Genomic DNA, 16,347 nt, shown 5'->3' on the forward strand with positions numbered 1-16,347 from the left:
GAGTGCCCGGTCGTCGAAACCACCCAGCCTCCTGGCGAGTTCGGCGACGCCCCGGGCGGCCGAGCCGGTCCCGGCGGCGAGCACCCGGTCGTCGAACCGGGCCAGTGCGTGCGCCGCCGCCAGGACCGGTGCGGCCACGAATCGACGCGCCGCCGATTCCAGTCCCAGCCACCCGGCGAGCGGGGCGGGCGCGGGAATGTCACCGCGCCAGCGGATCACGGCGGCCATCCCGGCGACCCCCGCCAAGGCCACGGCCCCCGAGAGGAACAGTTCCGGCCCGGTAATCGCCGGTGCCGGTATATCCAGCAGGGCGGCGAACTCCGTTCGGACCACCGGCAGGGCCGCCGCGCCGCCCACCACGGTGGCGGTGGCCAGTACCGGCAGCGGCAGCGCTTGCGCGGCGTTCACCCGCCGCGTACCGGTTTCCGCGCCATCCCAGTGCTTCTCGGTATCGGCCACGGGTCGCGACCACACCAGCGTCAGCGCGCGCCCGGCGTACAGCGCACCGAGTACGGCGGCGGCATATGCGGCGACGAACAGCGGCGTCGAAGTCTCGTGTGCCGCCACCAGCACGTCTTCCTTGGTCGGCCACAATGCCAGCGGCGGCACCCCGGCCAGCGCCAGTGCCCCGATCGTGAACGTCACGCCGACAACGGGATACGCGCGGGCGGCCCCGCGCAGCCCGGTCAGGTTGCGGGTGCCGAGGGCGGTCAGCCAGGCGCCCGCGCCGAGGAAGAGCAGACTCTTGGTGGCCGCGTGCGCCACCAGATGACCGGTGCCCGCCACCACACCGCCCATGCCCGCGGCGGCCACCATCAGCCCCACCTGAGCGCAGGTCGATGCCGCCAGCAGCTGTTTGAGATCGCTCTGGCACACCGCCACCGCACCCAGCGCGACGGCGGTGGCCAGACCGCCCCAGGCCGCGACCGACCCCGCCCACGAGGTGGCGGCGAGCAGCGGTTCCAGGCGCAGCAGCAGATACGCGCCCGCAGCCACCATGGTGGCCGAATGCAGCAGCGCCGACACCGGACTGGGACCGGCCATGGCCCGCGACAGCCAGAAGCTGAACAGCAGCTGCGCCGATTTCCCGAACGCCGCCAACAGGATTCCGGCGGCCGCCGCATCCCGCCAGCCGCCGCCGGTCTCCGCCAGAGCATCGAGGGCCAGCGTGGCCGCTCCCCCGGCCAGCACCGCGCCCGCGGCGAGATAGAGCCCCAGATCCCCGGCGCGCGTGGTGAGGAAGGCGACCAGACCGGAGGCGGCCCGGCGCGGATCGGACCAGTGAAATCCGATGAGCGCGTAGGAGGCCGCGCCCATGATCTCCCACGCCAGCAACAGCGTCACCAGGTTCCGCGCGGTCACCGTGAGCAGCATGGCGGCGGCGAACACCAGCATGAGTCCGTGGAAGCGCGCCAGCGGCTCCCCGCGCCCGAGGTCACCGGCGGCGAAGACCAGAACGGCGGTGACGATGGCGGCCACCGTCACGACCATGACGGCGGACAGACCGTCCACGCCGAGCGACAGCGGGATGCCGGAGAGCAGCGGCACCGACACCTCGCCGCGCCCGACGGCGTTCAGCGCGGCCAGCACCGTGGTCGAGGCGGCGACCACCGGTGCCGCGACGGGCGCGAGGCGGTCGGCGCGGCGGCCGCACAGCAGCAGCGCGGCCCCGGTCAGGGCGGGCAGCGCGATCAGCGACCACAGCACGGCCTCACCCCCTCAGATCCGTCGCATCGTCCACCGTGTCGATATCGCGCGCCCGGAAAACGACGGTGGCCACGGCGAATCCGGCCGCCATCTCCACCGCCATGGCCGTCACCGCGACCACCACCAGCACCTGCGCGTCGGCGGTCGGCCAGGCGAAGTACCAGAACGCGGCGGCGGCGACGAGCACCGCGTTGATCATGAGTTCGAGCCCCATCATGATCATCACGATGGACTGCTGGGACAGCACGCCGTAGAGCCCGACGCTGAACAGCGCGGCGGCCAACACCAGGAATTCGGGCAGGTTCACGGCCGCACCCCGCCCTCGACCGGATCGTCGGGAATCCGGCGGTCGAGCCGATCCCCGTAACGGTCGTAGCGCCCCCGGTGTGTGGCCAGTACCACCGTGGCGACCATGGTGGTGAAGAGCACCAGCCCGACGATGATCATCACCAGCATCTTCGAGCCCATCAGCGCCTCGCCCAGCGCACGGGTGGGGTCGGCGGGCGGTGCGTGCTCACGGCGCGGCCAGTCGACGAGCAGTGCCACGGCGCTCAATGCGACGAACACCGTGGCGGAGCTGGCGAGCGCACCGATTTTGTTGTGCACCATGCTCATCGGCATGAGTCCGGCCGGATTCATCATGTACATGACCATGAACAGCACCATGATCACCATTTCCATGATCATCATGAGCACCACCAGGACTCCGAGGTAGGCCAGTTCGACCAGGAATACGGTGCCCGCCGCGAACAGGAACGACAGCAGCAGCGCGAAGGTGGCCCGCGCCATCGAATCCACCCGGAACACCGCCACCCCGGCGGCCACGGCTCCCACCGCGCACACCCAGAACAGGATGTGGGACAGCATCTTCCGACCTCCCGTCGCTCAGCGCAGCACCAGCAGCGAGACCACTAGGGCCTGCACCAGGGTGAGCGGCAACAACACCAGCCACGCCACCTCCATATAGCGCGACATGCGAATCGTGGGCCAGCGTCGAGCCAGCCAGACCAGCACCGCCAGCACCGCAATGGTTTTCACCAGCGTCCACAGCCAGCCCGGCAGCCACGGCCCCGCACCACCGCCGAGGAACAGCGGCACCGCCATGGCCGCCGCGGCCACGAACAGCACCCGACGTGCCACCCGCAACAGCAGCCGGTCCGGCCCCGACACCTCGGCGAATACGCCCCCGGCGAGATCGGTGCCCGCCGGGGCATCGAACGGCCGGGTGAACGCCATGGCGGGTACCGACAGCAGATAGACCGCGAAGGCCACCGGCATGATCAATACGAACCACCGGTCCTGTTGTGCCGCGACGATATCCGCGATCCGCAACGAGCCCGCCCCGACAGCGGCGCAGGTCAGCGCGAACATGTGCGGCAGCTCGTAGGCCACCCCCTGCGCCACGAACCGATATCCGCCCACCAGCGCGAACACCGAGTTCGACCCCCACCCCGCCGACCACACCGCCACCCAGGCCACCACCTCGAGCGCATTGAACCAGACCAGACTCACCCCGCCGTCCAACACGACGGCCCCGCCGACCGGCACCAGCGCGGCGGCCAGTATCCCGGCCGTCAGCAGGACGAGTCCGGCGGCACGCCACAGGAGTACATCCGCACCCACGATCCGACGACGCTGCTGAACGAGCCCCAACACCACCGCCCGCCAGGGTGCGGCCACCGCCGCCGCGACGGGCGCGCCCGCCGCACGGGCGCGGAGTACGGCGTCGACCGTGGCGGTGCCCCAGGCCATAGCCAGCACTCCGGCGGGCAGCAGCACGGTCAGCCACCACGGTGCGAGCTCAACCATGGACGACCTCCCGCGGTGCGTGACACAGTACGTCCGGATCGGGATCGAGACCGGCCACGATCAACCGCGCCTCCGCGAGCGTGACACCGGCGAGAAGCTCCGGCAGCGCCGCCAGGGTCCAGGTCGTGCGGGTGGTTTCCGTCGCGGGGAAATCCGCTGTGCGCCGGGCGATCGCCGCATTCCACTCGACGCTCGCGCGATTCGACAACAGCTGGCCGATCTCCGTGAGCCAGGCGTCGAGGCGATCCGCGGTGTCACCGGCCAGACCCGGCGGCATTCCGGGGCCGTCCGCGATCGTCCCCACCCCGCGCAATGACCACCGCAGCGTCCGGGACCGCCGGACCCGGCGAATCCACCTGTGCCCCAACGCTTCCTCAGCACCCCCTGGACCGCCGGTCAGGACCCGGTCTCGCAGCAGACGCCCCGCCGCCGCGGCATCCTCCCACCCCACGACGGACAGCAGGGTGGCCGCCGAATCCACCCGCCGCGCCGCATACCACCGCCGCGCACCGCCGCCCTGCACCGCACCGCCGCCCCCATCCACGGCCCCAGCCAATACGCCTCGACTCCCTCCGGCCGCGCCAGCGTGGAAACCGTCGCACTGGAGACGATCCCGCCCTGCACACGCGCGGTGACCACCAACCCCGCGGGCCACGACGCCAGCACCGGCCCCAGCACCACGGTCACCTCGTCCAACGCCAACCCGTCTCGATCCGCCCCCCGCTCGGCCATCGCCAATCCCCCCGGCAGCTCCATCCCCCCGTGCTCGTGCCCACCGTGACCCGCATGCCCGCCATGGCCAGCATGCTCGCCGTCACCCACGCGCTCGTCGTCACCCACACGCCCACCAGCACCCGCATGCTCACCGTGGCCCAAATGCTCGCCGTGGCCACCGAGTTCGTGTGGCTCACCCGCCGGGCCCGGCTCGGCAGTACGACCGGGTGCTGCCGGTTCGTCGTCGTCAAGCGACGCGCCCTCCGCGCCGGGAGCGGACTGGTCGCCGCCGGTGGGATCGTCGGTGGGAGGGGCGAGATCACCCTGTGCTGCGGGGTCGGTGCCGAGAGCGATCGCGCGGTGGGCACGTTCGGGTTCCGGCGGGATCGCGCCCTCGGGGTCGACGCTCGCCTGATCTCCCGGTCCGGAGGTGAGCTGTTCGCTCGCGGCGACGAGTTCGGCAGCGGCTCGGTCGGGATCGGTGATGTCCACGCGAATCCTGGGTCGTGGCATGGCCGCATAGACCCGCGCGACGCGGTCCTCGAACTCTCGGTCGCCGTATCCCGCCACGATCAGCAGGTCGGCGGCGGCGGGGCTGGCGGCGAAGCGCCATCCGTTCTCCCGCGCCGTACGTTCGACGGCGATCCGCACGCCCGTCCCGCCCGGCGCGACCGCCAGCAGCGGCACGATCGCCATCCGGCCACGTAGCCATCCGCTCAGGTCCAACGCAGCGCCCCCTCACGCCAGGCGTACAGGACGGCGACCATGAGCACGGCCAGGAATCCGAACATCTCGATCACCGCGCTCAATCCGAGGTCGGCGACCACCACGGCCCACGGATACATGTAGGCCATTTCCATATCGAAGGCCAGGAACAGCATGGTGACCGCATACCACCGCACGTGATACCGCGACACCGCGTGCTCGCGCGGGGCCGCCCCCGACAGGAACGGCATCTGCTCCGCCTGCGGCGCGGGCCGTACGGCGCGGGCTGCCGCGTACAGCACCACCGTGGACACCAGCACGATCCCCACCAGTACGAGCAGATGCGGCACCACCGGCGATCACCTCCCGTCCGTGTACGAGCCGCCGCGTGATCCCGCGACCGCGTACCACCAGCGCCCCGGCCAGAGGGCATCTCCGGTGACGGTACCCCGCAGGCACCTGCCCAAACGGCGACCGCCACGCCGCATCATCACGCCAGCGCCCTGCGCACCGCCCGCCCCCGCGACCGATCCGGATTAGCTCCCCCGATGCCGGGTACCCGAGGCACACGACGCACAGCTATGCGTATCCCGACAGCCCCGCATCCGGGGACCGCAGTCGACCACGAGGAGTTGTCAGCAGTCGTGTCCATGGATCCCGCCCCCGAGCGCACCCCCGACCTCGAACCCGGCGGCGGAGTCGCCCCCGGCTCCACCCCGCCCGACACCCCGCAAACCTCCGGCCTCTCCGCCCCGGAGCCCCGCACCCGCCACCATTTCCCACCCACCGGAGTCCTCGCGATCGCCGCGATCCTCCTGATCGTGGCGGTATTCGTGGTGGTCGCCATCGCCATCGCCGTCAGCTGAGCGCGGCCGCCGCCGCGACGTCGGGCGGCGCGGTGCCCACCGGGTCGGTACGGCCCGCCGCGACGGACCGGCCACCGTCGTGCGGTGGGGCGACCGCGCTCGCCGTCGGCCCGTGGCCCGCCCATCGGGATGACCCGGTCAGACGTTGCTGCGCACCTGGTCGTCGGCCGGGGCTACCGCGTCGCGGAACAGCGCGCCCGCCGCGTTCGCGGCGGCGTCGATCAGCCGGGGATCGTCGTAGAAGTCGATCTGGCCGACCGAGTCCAGCCACAGTTCGGACTTCGGTGATGTCACCGCCGCGTAGCAGGCGCGCGCCCACGGCGGGACCAGCGCGTGCTCGGAGTGCACGAGCAGGAACGGTACGGCCAGCCGGGCGGCGGCTTCCTGTGCGTCGAAAACGGCTGAGTGTTCGAAGGATTCGACGGCGAAGGCATTCGTGTAGTTGGGCACGGCTCCGCGTTCGGTGCCGTAGTACTCGAATGCCTCGCGCAGCGGCATCGCGACGTCACCGTTGTCGGCCGCGACCGCCGGAATGCTCTCGACCTCTCCGGTGGCCAGCCGCCGCTCCCGGGCCAGCCGTCCGCGCTCGACCACAGCGGGATCGGGCGGCGCGGCCGCGGTATCCGGGTACACCCCCGCCACCCCGGCGAAGGCGCGGATGCGCGGATCGTCGGCAACCGCCCGCGCCATATACCCGCCCCCGGCGCACACACCCAGCGCGACAATCGGCTTCCCCGCGCACCGCTCGTCCTGCTCCAGAGCCGATACCGCCGCTCCGATATCGGCGGCCTTGCCCAGCGGATCCTCCAATTGCCGCGGCGTCCCCTCGCTCTCCCCGAAGGTGCGGTGATCGAACGCCAGCGCCGCGAACCCCCGCCGCGCCAGCGCCGCCGCGTACACCCCCGCCGCCTGTTCCTTCACCGACGTCAACGGCCCGGTGGTGGCCACCACCGCCGTCGGCTCCCCCTCCGGCAGATACAACGTGCCCACCAGCCGATCGCCATCGCGGGTGAACGTGAACGGAACTGTCGTGACTGTCATGTCGGCTCTCCCGATCCGTGTCGAAAACCTCTGTCTTCTCGTCGGATTCGACACTAGGCCCGCACCTGAGACATCGGTAGAAGGCACTTGTGGGTGCCCTTGGAACGCATCCGCGACTCCACCGGAGGCCGGCCTCGGCGGGTATTGCGATGGCCGCGGCTATTGCGATGGCATTGCGTGATTGGCACCATGGCAGCGGTATGTCATTGATTACCGATGCCGCTCGGGACAGTCTCGACGGCTTATCCGTAGGTGATGCGCTGGGCGCGCAATTCTTCGTTCCGGGGCGTTCGGTACCCGAGCTACTCGCCGGTCGTCCACCGGCCGGTCCGTGGCCGTGGACCGACGACACCGAAATGGCCTGCTCGATCTACGCGCAGCTCCGCTCCCGGGACCATATCGACCGCGACGCGTTGGCGGCGGCCTTCGCCGACCGCTGCGAGCCCTACCGCGGCTACAGCGGCGGCACCGTCGTCGTGCTGCACCAGATTCGCGACGGCCGCCCCTGGTCCGACGCCGCCGGCGCGCTGTTCGACGGACGCGGCTCCTGGGGGAACGGAGCGGCGATGAGGGTCGCTCCGCTGGGCGCGCGTTTCGCCGGGGATCCGGACCGTGCGGCGGCCCAGAGCGCACGCTCGGCCGAGGTTACCCACCGGCACCCGGAAGCGATCCTGGCCGCCATGCTCGTCGCCGTCGCGGCGAGCCACGCGGCGGCTACCCGCGGAAAACACTGTCCACCAAGCGAACTGCTGGAAGCGATGGAGCCGTACCTGATCGACGGCCGCACCTCGGACGGCCTTCGCCGCGCCCGACGTCTGCTCGGCCGATCGGTCGCCGAAGCGGCCTATGAGCTCGGCAACGGCGCTCAGGTCAGCGCGCAGGACACGGTGCCGTTCACGCTGTGGGCGGCGGCCACCTTCCTCGACGACTATCCGGCCGCCGTCACCGCGTGCGTCGAGGCCGGGGGCGATGTGGACACCACGGCCGCCATCGTCGGCGGCATCGTGGCGGCCCACACCGGAGTCGGAACCGGGGACGGCGTCCGCGGAGTGCCACCGTCCTGGCTGTCGGCGCGCGAGCCGCTGCCGACCTGGGCGACCGGCGCGGAGCGCTCACAACCCGCGCCCACGTGAAGGCGGGTGCGCCCGATCGAGCAAGATGGTCGGCGAGAATCCCGAGTACAAGGAGACAGCGACAGTGCAACGCATCGGAGTGATCGGCGGCGGAACCATGGGTGCCGGTATCGCGGAGGTGGCGGCACGCGCCGGCGGATCGGTCCTGGTTCTGGAGCGCGACACCGAGGCGGCCGACGCCGCTGTGGCCCGCATCGAGAAGTCCCTGGCGCGGGCGGTGAAGTCGGGCCGCCTCGAGCAGGGCGCGGCCGACGAGGCCCGCGCCCGCATCACCCTGACCACGGCCATCGACGATTTCGCCGACCGCGAGCTGGTCATCGAGGCGGCCCCGGAGATCGAGTCGCTGAAGACGGACTTCTTCACCAAGCTCGACGGCATCGTCTCCCCCGAGACCATCCTGGCCACCAACACCTCTTCGATCCCGGTGATCCGGCTGGCCAACGCCACCGCCAATCCGGGCCGCGTGGTGGGCGTGCACTTCTTCAACCCGGTCCCGGTGCTGCCGCTGGTCGAGGTCGTGGTGACGCTCAAGACCGACCGCGAGGTCGCCGACAAGGTGACCGCCTACGCCCGCGACGTCCTGGGCAAGCGCACCATCGAATCCAAGGATCAGGCCGGGTTCATCGTCAACGCCCTGCTGATCCCCTACCTGTGCAGCGCGATCCGCATGTACGAGACCGGTTTCGCCAGCGCCGAGGATATCGACGAGGGCATGGTCAGCGGCTGCGCCCACCCCATGGGGCCGCTGCGCCTGACCGACACCGTCGGCCTCGACGTCACCCTCGCCGTCGCGGAATCCCTGTACGCGGAATTCGGCGAACCGCAGTACGCGCCGCCGGTGCTGCTGCGCCGCATGGTCGACGCTGGTTATCTCGGCCGCAAGACCGGCCGCGGGTTCTACACCTACTGACGGCCGACCGGGGCGGCGGCTCCGAGTTCGCCGCCCCCGCCCAACCGCCCACGGACTCGGCACGTGCCCGGCGGTACCCCGAGTGCTCAGCCTGTGCACCCTCGAGCGCGAGCGTGTCGAGCCGGTTGAGCCGTCCGGTCCGTCGATGTCGGTCGGTATGGGTAGCGTCAGCAGCTGTGGAGACTGGGGAACGCATACAAGAGCTCGCGGACCGCATCATGGTGCTGCGTGATGCCTACTATCAGGGCTCGCCGCTGGTCGCGGACGCCGAGTACGACGCGATCGAGGACGAACTCCGCGATCTGGTCGCGGCGCATCCGGAGCTGACGCCCGATCCGAATCCGCTGGAGCAGGTCGGCGCGCCCACTGTGCTGCACGCCCCGATCCGGCACGCGCGTCCCATGCTGTCGTTGGAGAAGGCGACCACGCCCGAGCAGGTGGAGGCGTTCTTCAACCGCTTCCCCGGCCAGCCGGTGGTGGTGATGCCGAAACTCGACGGCCTGTCGCTGTCGCTGGTGTACGAGGACGGACGGCTGACCCGAGCCGTGACCCGGGGCGACGGCACCACCGGCGACGATGTGACCGTGCTGGTCCGCGCTCTGGTCGACGGCGTGCCCGAGCGGATCGACGTGCCGGGTCGGGTGGAGGTGCGCGGCGAGGCGGTGATGCTGCGCTCGACCTTCGCCGCCTACAACACCGCGCATCCGGACAAACCGCTGATCAACCCGCGCAATGCCGCCGCCGGCACGCTGCGCGCCAAGGATCCGGCCACCGTGGCCGAACGGCGGCTGCGGTTCTTCGGGTTCGACCTGGACACCTCCGAGGGTGGGGCCGCGCTCGACCTGGAGGAGGGCCTGACGGCGCTGGGTATCGCGGGCGCGCGGATGAGCCACTGCACCGATGCCGAGCAGGCGCAGGCCGCCATCGCCACCATCGAGCAGGGCCGCAACGCATTGGACTACGACCTGGACGGCGCGGTGCTGCGGCTGGCCGACCGCGACGCCTACGCCGCGGCCGGAACCCGTTCGAACTCCCCGCGCGGCGCGCTGGCGTTCAAGTTCGCCGCCGAGGAGAAGACGACGCTACTGGCCGACGTGGTCTGGGATGTGGGCAAGACCGGCAAGATCGTCCCGGTCGCCTGGCTGGAGCCGGTGTTCGTGGGCGGCACCACGGTCACCAAGGCCACCCTGGCCAATCAGGAGGTGATCCGCGCCCGCGATATCAAGATCGGTGACACGGTGCTGGTGCGTCGCGCGGGCGATGTGATCCCGTTCGTGGCGGGCGTGCTCGACGCCGCGAAACGCACGGGCGCCGAACGCGAGATCGTGCCGCCCACCGCCTGCCCCTCCTGCGAGCAGCCGGTGACCGAACAGGGCAACAGCCGAGAACTGTTCTGCACCAACGTGTCCTGTTCGGCGCAGACGGTGCGCAGGCTCATCCACTGGGCCTCGCGGGCGGCCGCCGACATCGACGCCATCGGACCGGTGTGGATCGAGCGGCTGGCCGAGGCGGGCATGCTGACCAACCCCTCGGACTTCTACACGCTCACCAAGGAGCGCCTGCTCGAATTCGACCGCATCGGCGAGGTCTCCGCGCAGCGCATGATCGATTCGATCGACGCCAGCCGCGCGGTCGGCCTGCGCCGCGCCCTGATCGGACTGGCGATCCCGATGGCCTCCGACGGCACCGCCGCCCGCCTGGCGCGCTCCGGATTCGGCTCCCTGGAGGAGGTGGCCGACGCGGGCGAGGAGCGCCTGGTGGCGGTGGAGGACATCGGCGCGAAGGTCGCCGCCTCCCTCGTCACCCACCTCACCCGGCTGCGCCCGGAACTGGAACGGCTGCGCGCGACGGGCGTCTCCCTCGACGTCCGCGAGGAGGACCTGCCTCCGGTCGTGGCGGCGGGCGCTCCCCTGGCGGGCAAGACCGTGGTCATCACCGGCGCGATCAGCGACCCCCGCTCCGGCGAGAAGGTCGCCCGCCCGACCTTCCAGCGCCTGTGCGAGAAGGCCGGGGCCACCGCCGCCTCCTCGGTCTCGGCGAACACCGACCTGCTCATCACCGGAGCGGGCGTCGGCGACGCCAAGCTGACCAAGGCGGAGAAGCTCGGCGTCGAGGTCGTCGACCAGGGCACGATCTGGACCATGCTGATCGAGGCGAACATCGTCTGATCGCCCTGGACCGGGCGGAGATCCGGTACTCCACTCGATCCGTGGCGGCGCGCGGCGCACAGTCACTGTCGTGTCGTACCGGCCTCCGGGCGGGTGAGTGACGTGTCGTCCCCCACCCGCCGGAGGGTGCCCAGCAAGGCGGCCGCGACAACCACCAGGCAGACCGCCCAGGCCGCCACACCGTGCGGAGCGACGCCGTGCCGCCACAGCAGGAAGATCCCGGCGGCGGCCGTCGCCGCACCGACCACGACCGGTACGGGCGCGGTGCGAGCGGCATAGCGTGCGCAGAACGACTCCCAGCGCATGGCCGCGCGAGCCACGCAGAACAGCACGGCCGCACCGGCGATGATCCACAGCGGACGCAACGCCCACCAGGTGCCGGGATCGCTCGGCAACAGGGCCGGGAGCGCGAGCGCCGGGGCGGTCAGCACCGCGATGACCGGGATGTGCCACAGGTAGAGCGGCATCAGCATTTCCGTGACAGCGCGGACTCCCCGACCGACCGGCCCCGCCGGTGTCCGCCCGCGCACGCGCCGGTCCACCAGTGCCAGCACGGCGAGCTGCACCGCCGCCAGCACCGCTATCGCCGCGGTGGGCGGCGACAGATTGGACACCGGCGCGTCCGCCATGCCGAGCGTGGTCGGCGGGTACGGCCCGAGCAACACCATGACCGCGAGCACGGCGGCACCGGCAACGGCGGTGAGAACGAGTCCTCCGCTCGCGATGCGCCGCAATGTCCCTCGGGCGTAGATGATTCCGAGCTGGTGGCAGAACAGCCAGACGAGCAGCAGGTTCCAGTCGGCCCAGCGCCCGTCACCGCCGAACCGTGCCGCGTCGACGGCCAGCGCGCCCAGCAGCAGCGTCACCGGCAGCACCCAGGCCGCCATGTCGTGCACCCAGACGGCGATCGGCGCCACCATCACCGCGACCAGGTAGATCGCGAGAAACCACAGGGGACTGGCCACGATGTCGGCCAGTACGGCGGCGGCCCGTTCGGACACCGAGCCGACTGCCGCACCGAGCGGAACGACGATCGCGAACAGCGCCAGCAACGGCGTCACCAACCGCCGCGCCCGCGCCCCGAGATACGCGCCGTAGCTCTGATGGCGATCCACGATGCGCGCATTGGCGAACCCGCCCGCGAGAAAGAACAGCGGCATCACCTGGATGAACCAGCTCAGCACCCAGACCGGCCGCCCGGACAGCGCGGACTCCCCACGCACCGTCCCGTCCACCATGGTGACCCGGATCGAGATCCAGTGCACGACCACCACGACGCCGATCGCGAAGGCCCGCGCGAATTCGATGGTCCAATCCCGCTCGAGCCCGCGTGACATCGCCGCCCCGCGCACCACCCCGCGTCCTTCGACCATGCTTGTGGACTACCCGCACCGCCTGAACACGAGGCGACAACGCGTCGGGCAATGGATGTCGAATACATGATCCGCCCGCCCGCGCCGATCATCGGGGACCTGTCCATCACATCGACCGAGGCGCGATGGATTCAGGAGTCCTACGCGAGCCCACCTCGACAACCATCGCGCCGGAGCCGTGACAACGGACTCCGCCCCGGCGGTCGAGGTGGGCCGCCGCGGATCAGCGCCCGGCACGCACGAGAACGCATGTTCACCTGCCGCATGTCGGCGGGTGATCCGCTTCCGCTGTGGCGCAGCAATATTCGTGACGTCCAGTCCTTTTCGGGCAGAGCCTGGCGGCGTCTGGTAGAACGAGGTGATCGGCCGACCGACCTCGGCCGGGACAGGGAGAGGACGCGGGTGGGACCGATCGACGGTGCCGAAGTGCGCAGCCTGGCCCGTCACTGGCGAAAAGCGCTGTCGGACACCAGCTTCGTACCCAGGTCGGCCGACGAGGTGGAAGACACGCTATCGGAGTGGGTGCGGCAGCTCGCGGCGGCGCTCGACCGGGAGGGCTTCGCTCCCGACACCGGATCCAAGGTCGGAATCGGCTTGGTGGAGATGGGCTACAGCGCACCCGTCGTCGTCACCCGCTCCGCCGCCGTGCTGAACCGACTACCCACCCTGCTGCACCGGTTGCCGGAGTACACCTATCGCGCCCGCCTGACCGAACTCATCGGCGGCCTGGGCACCGGATACGCCGACGCCCTGCGCGAGCGCACCCTCGCCGAGCAGGAGGCGATCATGCGCGGCATCGCCGAGGCCCGGCATGCCACCGCGGAAGCCTTGCAGGCCAGCGAGAAACGCTTCCGCGTCATCTTCGACAACGCTCCCGCCGCCATCGCCGTCGGTGACGTCTTCGGCCGGATCATCGACGCCAACGCCGCACTGTGCGCCATGCTGCGACTGCCGGTGCAACGCCTGCTCGGCACGGCCGTCCTGGACTATCTGCACCCCGACGACCTGCCCGACGTACAGGAGATGATCTACCGGGACCTGGTCACCTCCGGTGCCGGAACCGTCCGCTTCGAGAAGCGATTCCGCACCGCCGACGGCGAATGGCTGTGGGGCGCACTGGCGGTGACCTTCGTGACCGGTATCGGCGACGGCCAGGACTATCTGCTCGCCATCGGCGAGGATGTCACCGAGCGGCGACGCGTGCAGTCGGCGCTGCATCACCAGGCGCGGCACGATCCGCTCACGGGGCTGCCCAACCGGCTGCTGCTGGCCGAGGAGTTCGCCGCCGTCCGGGAACGCACCGCGACCGAACTGGTCGGCCTGTGCCTGCTGGATCTGGACGGCTTCAAACAGGTCAACGACCGCAACGGGCACGGCGTCGGCGACCGGCTGCTGATCGCGGTGGCCGAGCGGCTGCGCGAGCGGGCGGGCTGCCCCGGCCGGTTGCTGGTCCGGCTCGGCGGTGACGAGTTCGTCGTCTTGATCACCCCGCCGACGACCACCCCGGATGTGATCGCCACCGCGCACGCGCTGATCACCGCGCTGGCCGAACCGATCCCGCTCGACGACGAGGCGATCGCCGTCTCCGGCAGCGTGGGAGTCACTGTGCGCCGTACCGACTCCGGTGACCTCGACACCTTGATCGCCGCCGCCGACCGCGGCCTCTACCGCGCCAAATCCCGCCGGCGCGGCACCTGGACCCTCGACACCGATCCGATCACGACGACCGAAAGACGCGTATCCCCATGACCACGCTTCCCGACTGGGCCCCGCCCACCGTCGACCCCACCGTCCCGTGCGCGGCGCGCATCTACGACTACTGCGTCGGCGGCATGCACAATTTCGAGGTCGACCGCGAATTCGTGCGCCGTGGCTCGGTGCTGTGGCCGGAGCTGCCCTCGATCATGCGCGCCAACCGCGCCTTCCTGCGCCGCGCGACCCTGGAGCTGAGCCGTGCCGGGGTGCGGCAGTTCCTCGACATCGGTTCCGGCATCCCCACTTCCGGCAATGTGCACGAGGTCGTCCAGGCGCTCGACCCGGCCGCACGGGTCGCCTATGTGGACATCGACCCGGTCGCGGTGTCGATGAGCCGGTCGCTGCTGACCGACGTGCCGAATACCGTTGCGGTGCACGGCGATTTCCGCAGTATCGACGATATTCTCGCCGACCCGGATATCCGTGGACTGATCGACTTCGACCAGCCCGTGGCCGTACTGCTGGTGGCCATCCTGCATTTCATCCCCGACTCCGCCGACCCCGCCGGTTTGATCGCCCGCATCCGCGACGCCCTGCCGAAGGGCAGCTACCTGGCCCTGTCGCACTTCAGCAGCGACGGACCACCCGAGGCGGTGCGGGGCGTCATCGATATGACCCGCGCCACGCCCACCCCACTCCAGCTGCGCCCCTACGATCGGGTGCGCGCGCTGTTCGACGGATTCGAACTCCTCGAACCCGGTCTGGTGACTCTCGAGCGCTGGCGACCCGACACCGAGGAGCCCGCCGAACCGGCCACCAACCGCTTCCACGACTACGCGGGCGTCGGCATGACCCGGTGACCACGCCGACGTCGATGCCCGCGCACCGAATCGGTCACTCGTAGGCGACCTTCCAGCTCTTGATCGCGTTCAGCCAGCCCGAACGCAGCCGCACGGGTGGGGAGATCTCCCGCAGGTCGGGCATCACGTCGGCAATGGTGTCGAACATCAGGTCGATCTCCAGGCGGGCCAGATTGGCACCGGCGCAGTGATGATTGCCGGAGCCGCCGAAGGCGACGTGCGGATTGCGCTCACGCAGGATGTCGAACCGGAACGGGTCGTCGAACGCGGACTCGTCGAAATTGGCCGAGGCGTAGAACAATCCGATCCGGTCCCCCTTCGCGATGGGCTGGCCGCCGATCTCGGTGTCGCGCAGGGCGGTGCGCTGGATCGCCACCACCGGGGTCGCCCAGCGCACGATCTCGTCGGGCGCGGTGCGTGGACGCCGCGACCGGTAGATCTCCCACTGCTCCGGATGGTCGACGAACGCCTTCATGCCGTGGGTGATGGCATTGCGGGTGGTTTCGTTGCCGCCGACGATGAGCAGCACCACGAACCACGCGAACTCCTCCGAGGTCAGGCCAGCGCCGTCGACATCGGCCCGCAGCAGTGCGGTGGCGATATCGTCGGCCGGGCAGCCGCGCTTGCGCTCGGCGAGGTTCCACGCGTACCCCATGACCCCGGCGGTGGCCATCCGGTGATCACCCTCGTAGTCCGGATCGTCGTATCCCATCATCTGATTGGTCCACTCGAACAGCTGCGCGCGATCGTCCTGCGGTACGCCCAACAGCTCCGCGATAGCCTGCACCGGCAGCTCACTGGCGACCTGCTCGACGAAGTCGCCGCCCCCGGATGCCCTGGCCTCCCGCACGATTCGCTCGGCACGTGCTCGCAGCGCACCCCGCAGCGACTCCACCGCGCGCGGGGTGAATCCCCTGGCGATGATGCGCCGGTACCGAGTGTGCTTGGGCGGGTCCATATTCAGCAGCATCGCGCGCTGGATCTCGATCTCCGCGCGGGTCGCATCGCTGGGCTGCCGGATGACCGCGGTGTTCTCCTCGGCGGAGAACACCTCCGGGTTCCGCGAAATCTCCTTGATGTCCTCGAGTCTGGTGACGACCCAGTAGCCGCCGGTGTCGAATCCGCTGCTGGCGTCGGACTGCGGATTCCAGTACACCGGTGCGGTGCGGCGCAATTCGGCGAACTCCTCGACGGGCAGCCGCTGGGCGAGCAGGTCCGGATCGGTGAAATCGAAACCGGGGGGCAGAGACGGCACGGAACCTCCTGTGACACATGATCATCAGAAGTGAACCACGTCCAGTCCATACTGGCGCGTCGTGGTGTTCCCCGCGCCCAGCCCATGCCCGACGGGCGCGAGGTGGGCGCG

General features: G+C 70.6%; 16 protein-coding genes. 6 read left to right on the forward strand and 10 right to left on the reverse strand.

The genetic code is table 11. The annotated features are described in order from the left end of the window. The 7 genes from QK444_RS06195 to QK444_RS06225 form a co-directional block, all read right to left on the reverse strand. A partial coding sequence (locus tag QK444_RS06195) for a proton-conducting transporter membrane subunit (RefSeq protein ID WP_282777956.1) occupies positions 1 to 1,707 on the reverse strand: 1,707 nt, incomplete at its 3' end. Positions 1,708 to 1,711: 4 nt separating this feature from the next. Then, positions 1,712 to 2,014 carry an NADH-quinone oxidoreductase subunit NuoK gene (gene nuoK, locus QK444_RS06200; RefSeq protein WP_282777958.1) on the reverse strand — a complete coding sequence of 101 codons (303 nt, stop codon included), beginning with the start codon at positions 2,012 to 2,014 and terminating at the stop codon, positions 1,712 to 1,714. Beyond that, positions 2,011 to 2,574 (reverse strand): NADH-quinone oxidoreductase subunit J, encoded by a 564-nt coding sequence (locus tag QK444_RS06205; protein WP_282777960.1) that lies wholly within the window; start codon positions 2,572 to 2,574, stop codon positions 2,011 to 2,013. The genes nuoK and QK444_RS06205 overlap by 4 nt, the downstream gene beginning before the upstream one ends. 18 nt (positions 2,575 to 2,592) lie before the next feature. Further along, positions 2,593 to 3,516, reverse strand: coding sequence for a complex I subunit 1 family protein (locus QK444_RS06210; RefSeq protein ID WP_282777962.1), 924 nt, complete (start codon positions 3,514 to 3,516; stop codon positions 2,593 to 2,595). Further along, complete coding sequence (locus QK444_RS06215; RefSeq protein WP_282777964.1) at positions 3,509 to 3,820, reverse strand: hypothetical protein; 312 nt, start codon at positions 3,818 to 3,820, stop codon at positions 3,509 to 3,511. The genes QK444_RS06210 and QK444_RS06215 overlap by 8 nt, the downstream gene beginning before the upstream one ends. 92 nt (positions 3,821 to 3,912) lie before the next feature. Further along, positions 3,913 to 4,926 (reverse strand): hypothetical protein, encoded by a 1,014-nt coding sequence (locus QK444_RS06220; protein ID WP_282777966.1) that lies wholly within the window; start codon positions 4,924 to 4,926, stop codon positions 3,913 to 3,915. A gap of 20 nt (positions 4,927 to 4,946) precedes the next feature. After that, positions 4,947 to 5,240 carry an NADH-quinone oxidoreductase subunit A gene (locus tag QK444_RS06225; RefSeq protein ID WP_282778009.1) on the reverse strand — a complete coding sequence of 98 codons (294 nt, stop codon included), beginning with the start codon at positions 5,238 to 5,240 and terminating at the stop codon, positions 4,947 to 4,949. A 345-nt stretch (positions 5,241 to 5,585) separates the two neighbouring features. On the opposite strand from QK444_RS06225, the gene QK444_RS06230 reads away from it, so the two are divergent. After that, complete coding sequence (locus QK444_RS06230; RefSeq protein ID WP_282778011.1) at positions 5,586 to 5,801, forward strand: DUF6480 family protein; 216 nt, start codon at positions 5,586 to 5,588, stop codon at positions 5,799 to 5,801. A gap of 138 nt (positions 5,802 to 5,939) precedes the next feature. Here the strand turns inward: QK444_RS06230 and QK444_RS06235 are convergent, their stop codons facing one another. After that, positions 5,940 to 6,842, reverse strand: a complete 903-nt coding sequence (locus QK444_RS06235) for an alpha/beta fold hydrolase (protein ID WP_282777968.1) — start codon at positions 6,840 to 6,842, stop codon at positions 5,940 to 5,942. A gap of 200 nt (positions 6,843 to 7,042) precedes the next feature. On the opposite strand from QK444_RS06235, the gene QK444_RS06240 reads away from it, so the two are divergent. From QK444_RS06240 to ligA, 3 genes are all read left to right on the forward strand, one after another. Then, on the forward strand, positions 7,043 to 7,975 hold the full coding sequence (locus QK444_RS06240; protein ID WP_282777970.1) for an ADP-ribosylglycohydrolase family protein: 933 nt from the start codon (positions 7,043 to 7,045) through the stop codon (positions 7,973 to 7,975). 64 nt (positions 7,976 to 8,039) lie between these two features. Beyond that, positions 8,040 to 8,885 carry a 3-hydroxybutyryl-CoA dehydrogenase gene (locus QK444_RS06245; RefSeq protein ID WP_282777972.1) on the forward strand — a complete coding sequence of 282 codons (846 nt, stop codon included), beginning with the start codon at positions 8,040 to 8,042 and terminating at the stop codon, positions 8,883 to 8,885. A 176-nt stretch (positions 8,886 to 9,061) separates the two neighbouring features. Next, entirely contained in the window at positions 9,062 to 11,053 is a 1,992-nt protein-coding gene (gene ligA / locus QK444_RS06250) for an NAD-dependent DNA ligase LigA (RefSeq protein WP_282777975.1), read from the forward strand. A 62-nt stretch (positions 11,054 to 11,115) separates the two neighbouring features. On the opposite strand, the gene QK444_RS06255 is transcribed toward ligA, so the two are convergent. Beyond that, on the reverse strand, positions 11,116 to 12,426 hold the full coding sequence (locus QK444_RS06255; RefSeq protein ID WP_282777977.1) for an acyltransferase: 1,311 nt from the start codon (positions 12,424 to 12,426) through the stop codon (positions 11,116 to 11,118). A gap of 402 nt (positions 12,427 to 12,828) precedes the next feature. Between QK444_RS06255 and QK444_RS06260 the strand changes: the two genes are divergently transcribed. Further along, positions 12,829 to 14,175 (forward strand): diguanylate cyclase, encoded by a 1,347-nt coding sequence (locus tag QK444_RS06260; RefSeq protein WP_282777979.1) that lies wholly within the window; start codon positions 12,829 to 12,831, stop codon positions 14,173 to 14,175. After that, positions 14,172 to 14,981 carry an SAM-dependent methyltransferase gene (locus tag QK444_RS06265; protein ID WP_282777981.1) on the forward strand — a complete coding sequence of 270 codons (810 nt, stop codon included), beginning with the start codon at positions 14,172 to 14,174 and terminating at the stop codon, positions 14,979 to 14,981. The genes QK444_RS06260 and QK444_RS06265 overlap by 4 nt, the downstream gene beginning before the upstream one ends. A 34-nt stretch (positions 14,982 to 15,015) precedes the next feature. On the opposite strand, the gene QK444_RS06270 is transcribed toward QK444_RS06265, so the two are convergent. Next, entirely contained in the window at positions 15,016 to 16,236 is a 1,221-nt protein-coding gene (locus tag QK444_RS06270; protein WP_282777983.1) for a cytochrome P450, read from the reverse strand. Positions 16,237 to 16,347: the final 111 nt, after the last annotated feature.

Source organism: Nocardia sp. CC201C (assembly GCF_030010695.1).
Classification (GTDB): Bacteria; Actinomycetota; Actinomycetes; order Mycobacteriales; family Mycobacteriaceae; genus Nocardia; species Nocardia otitidiscaviarum.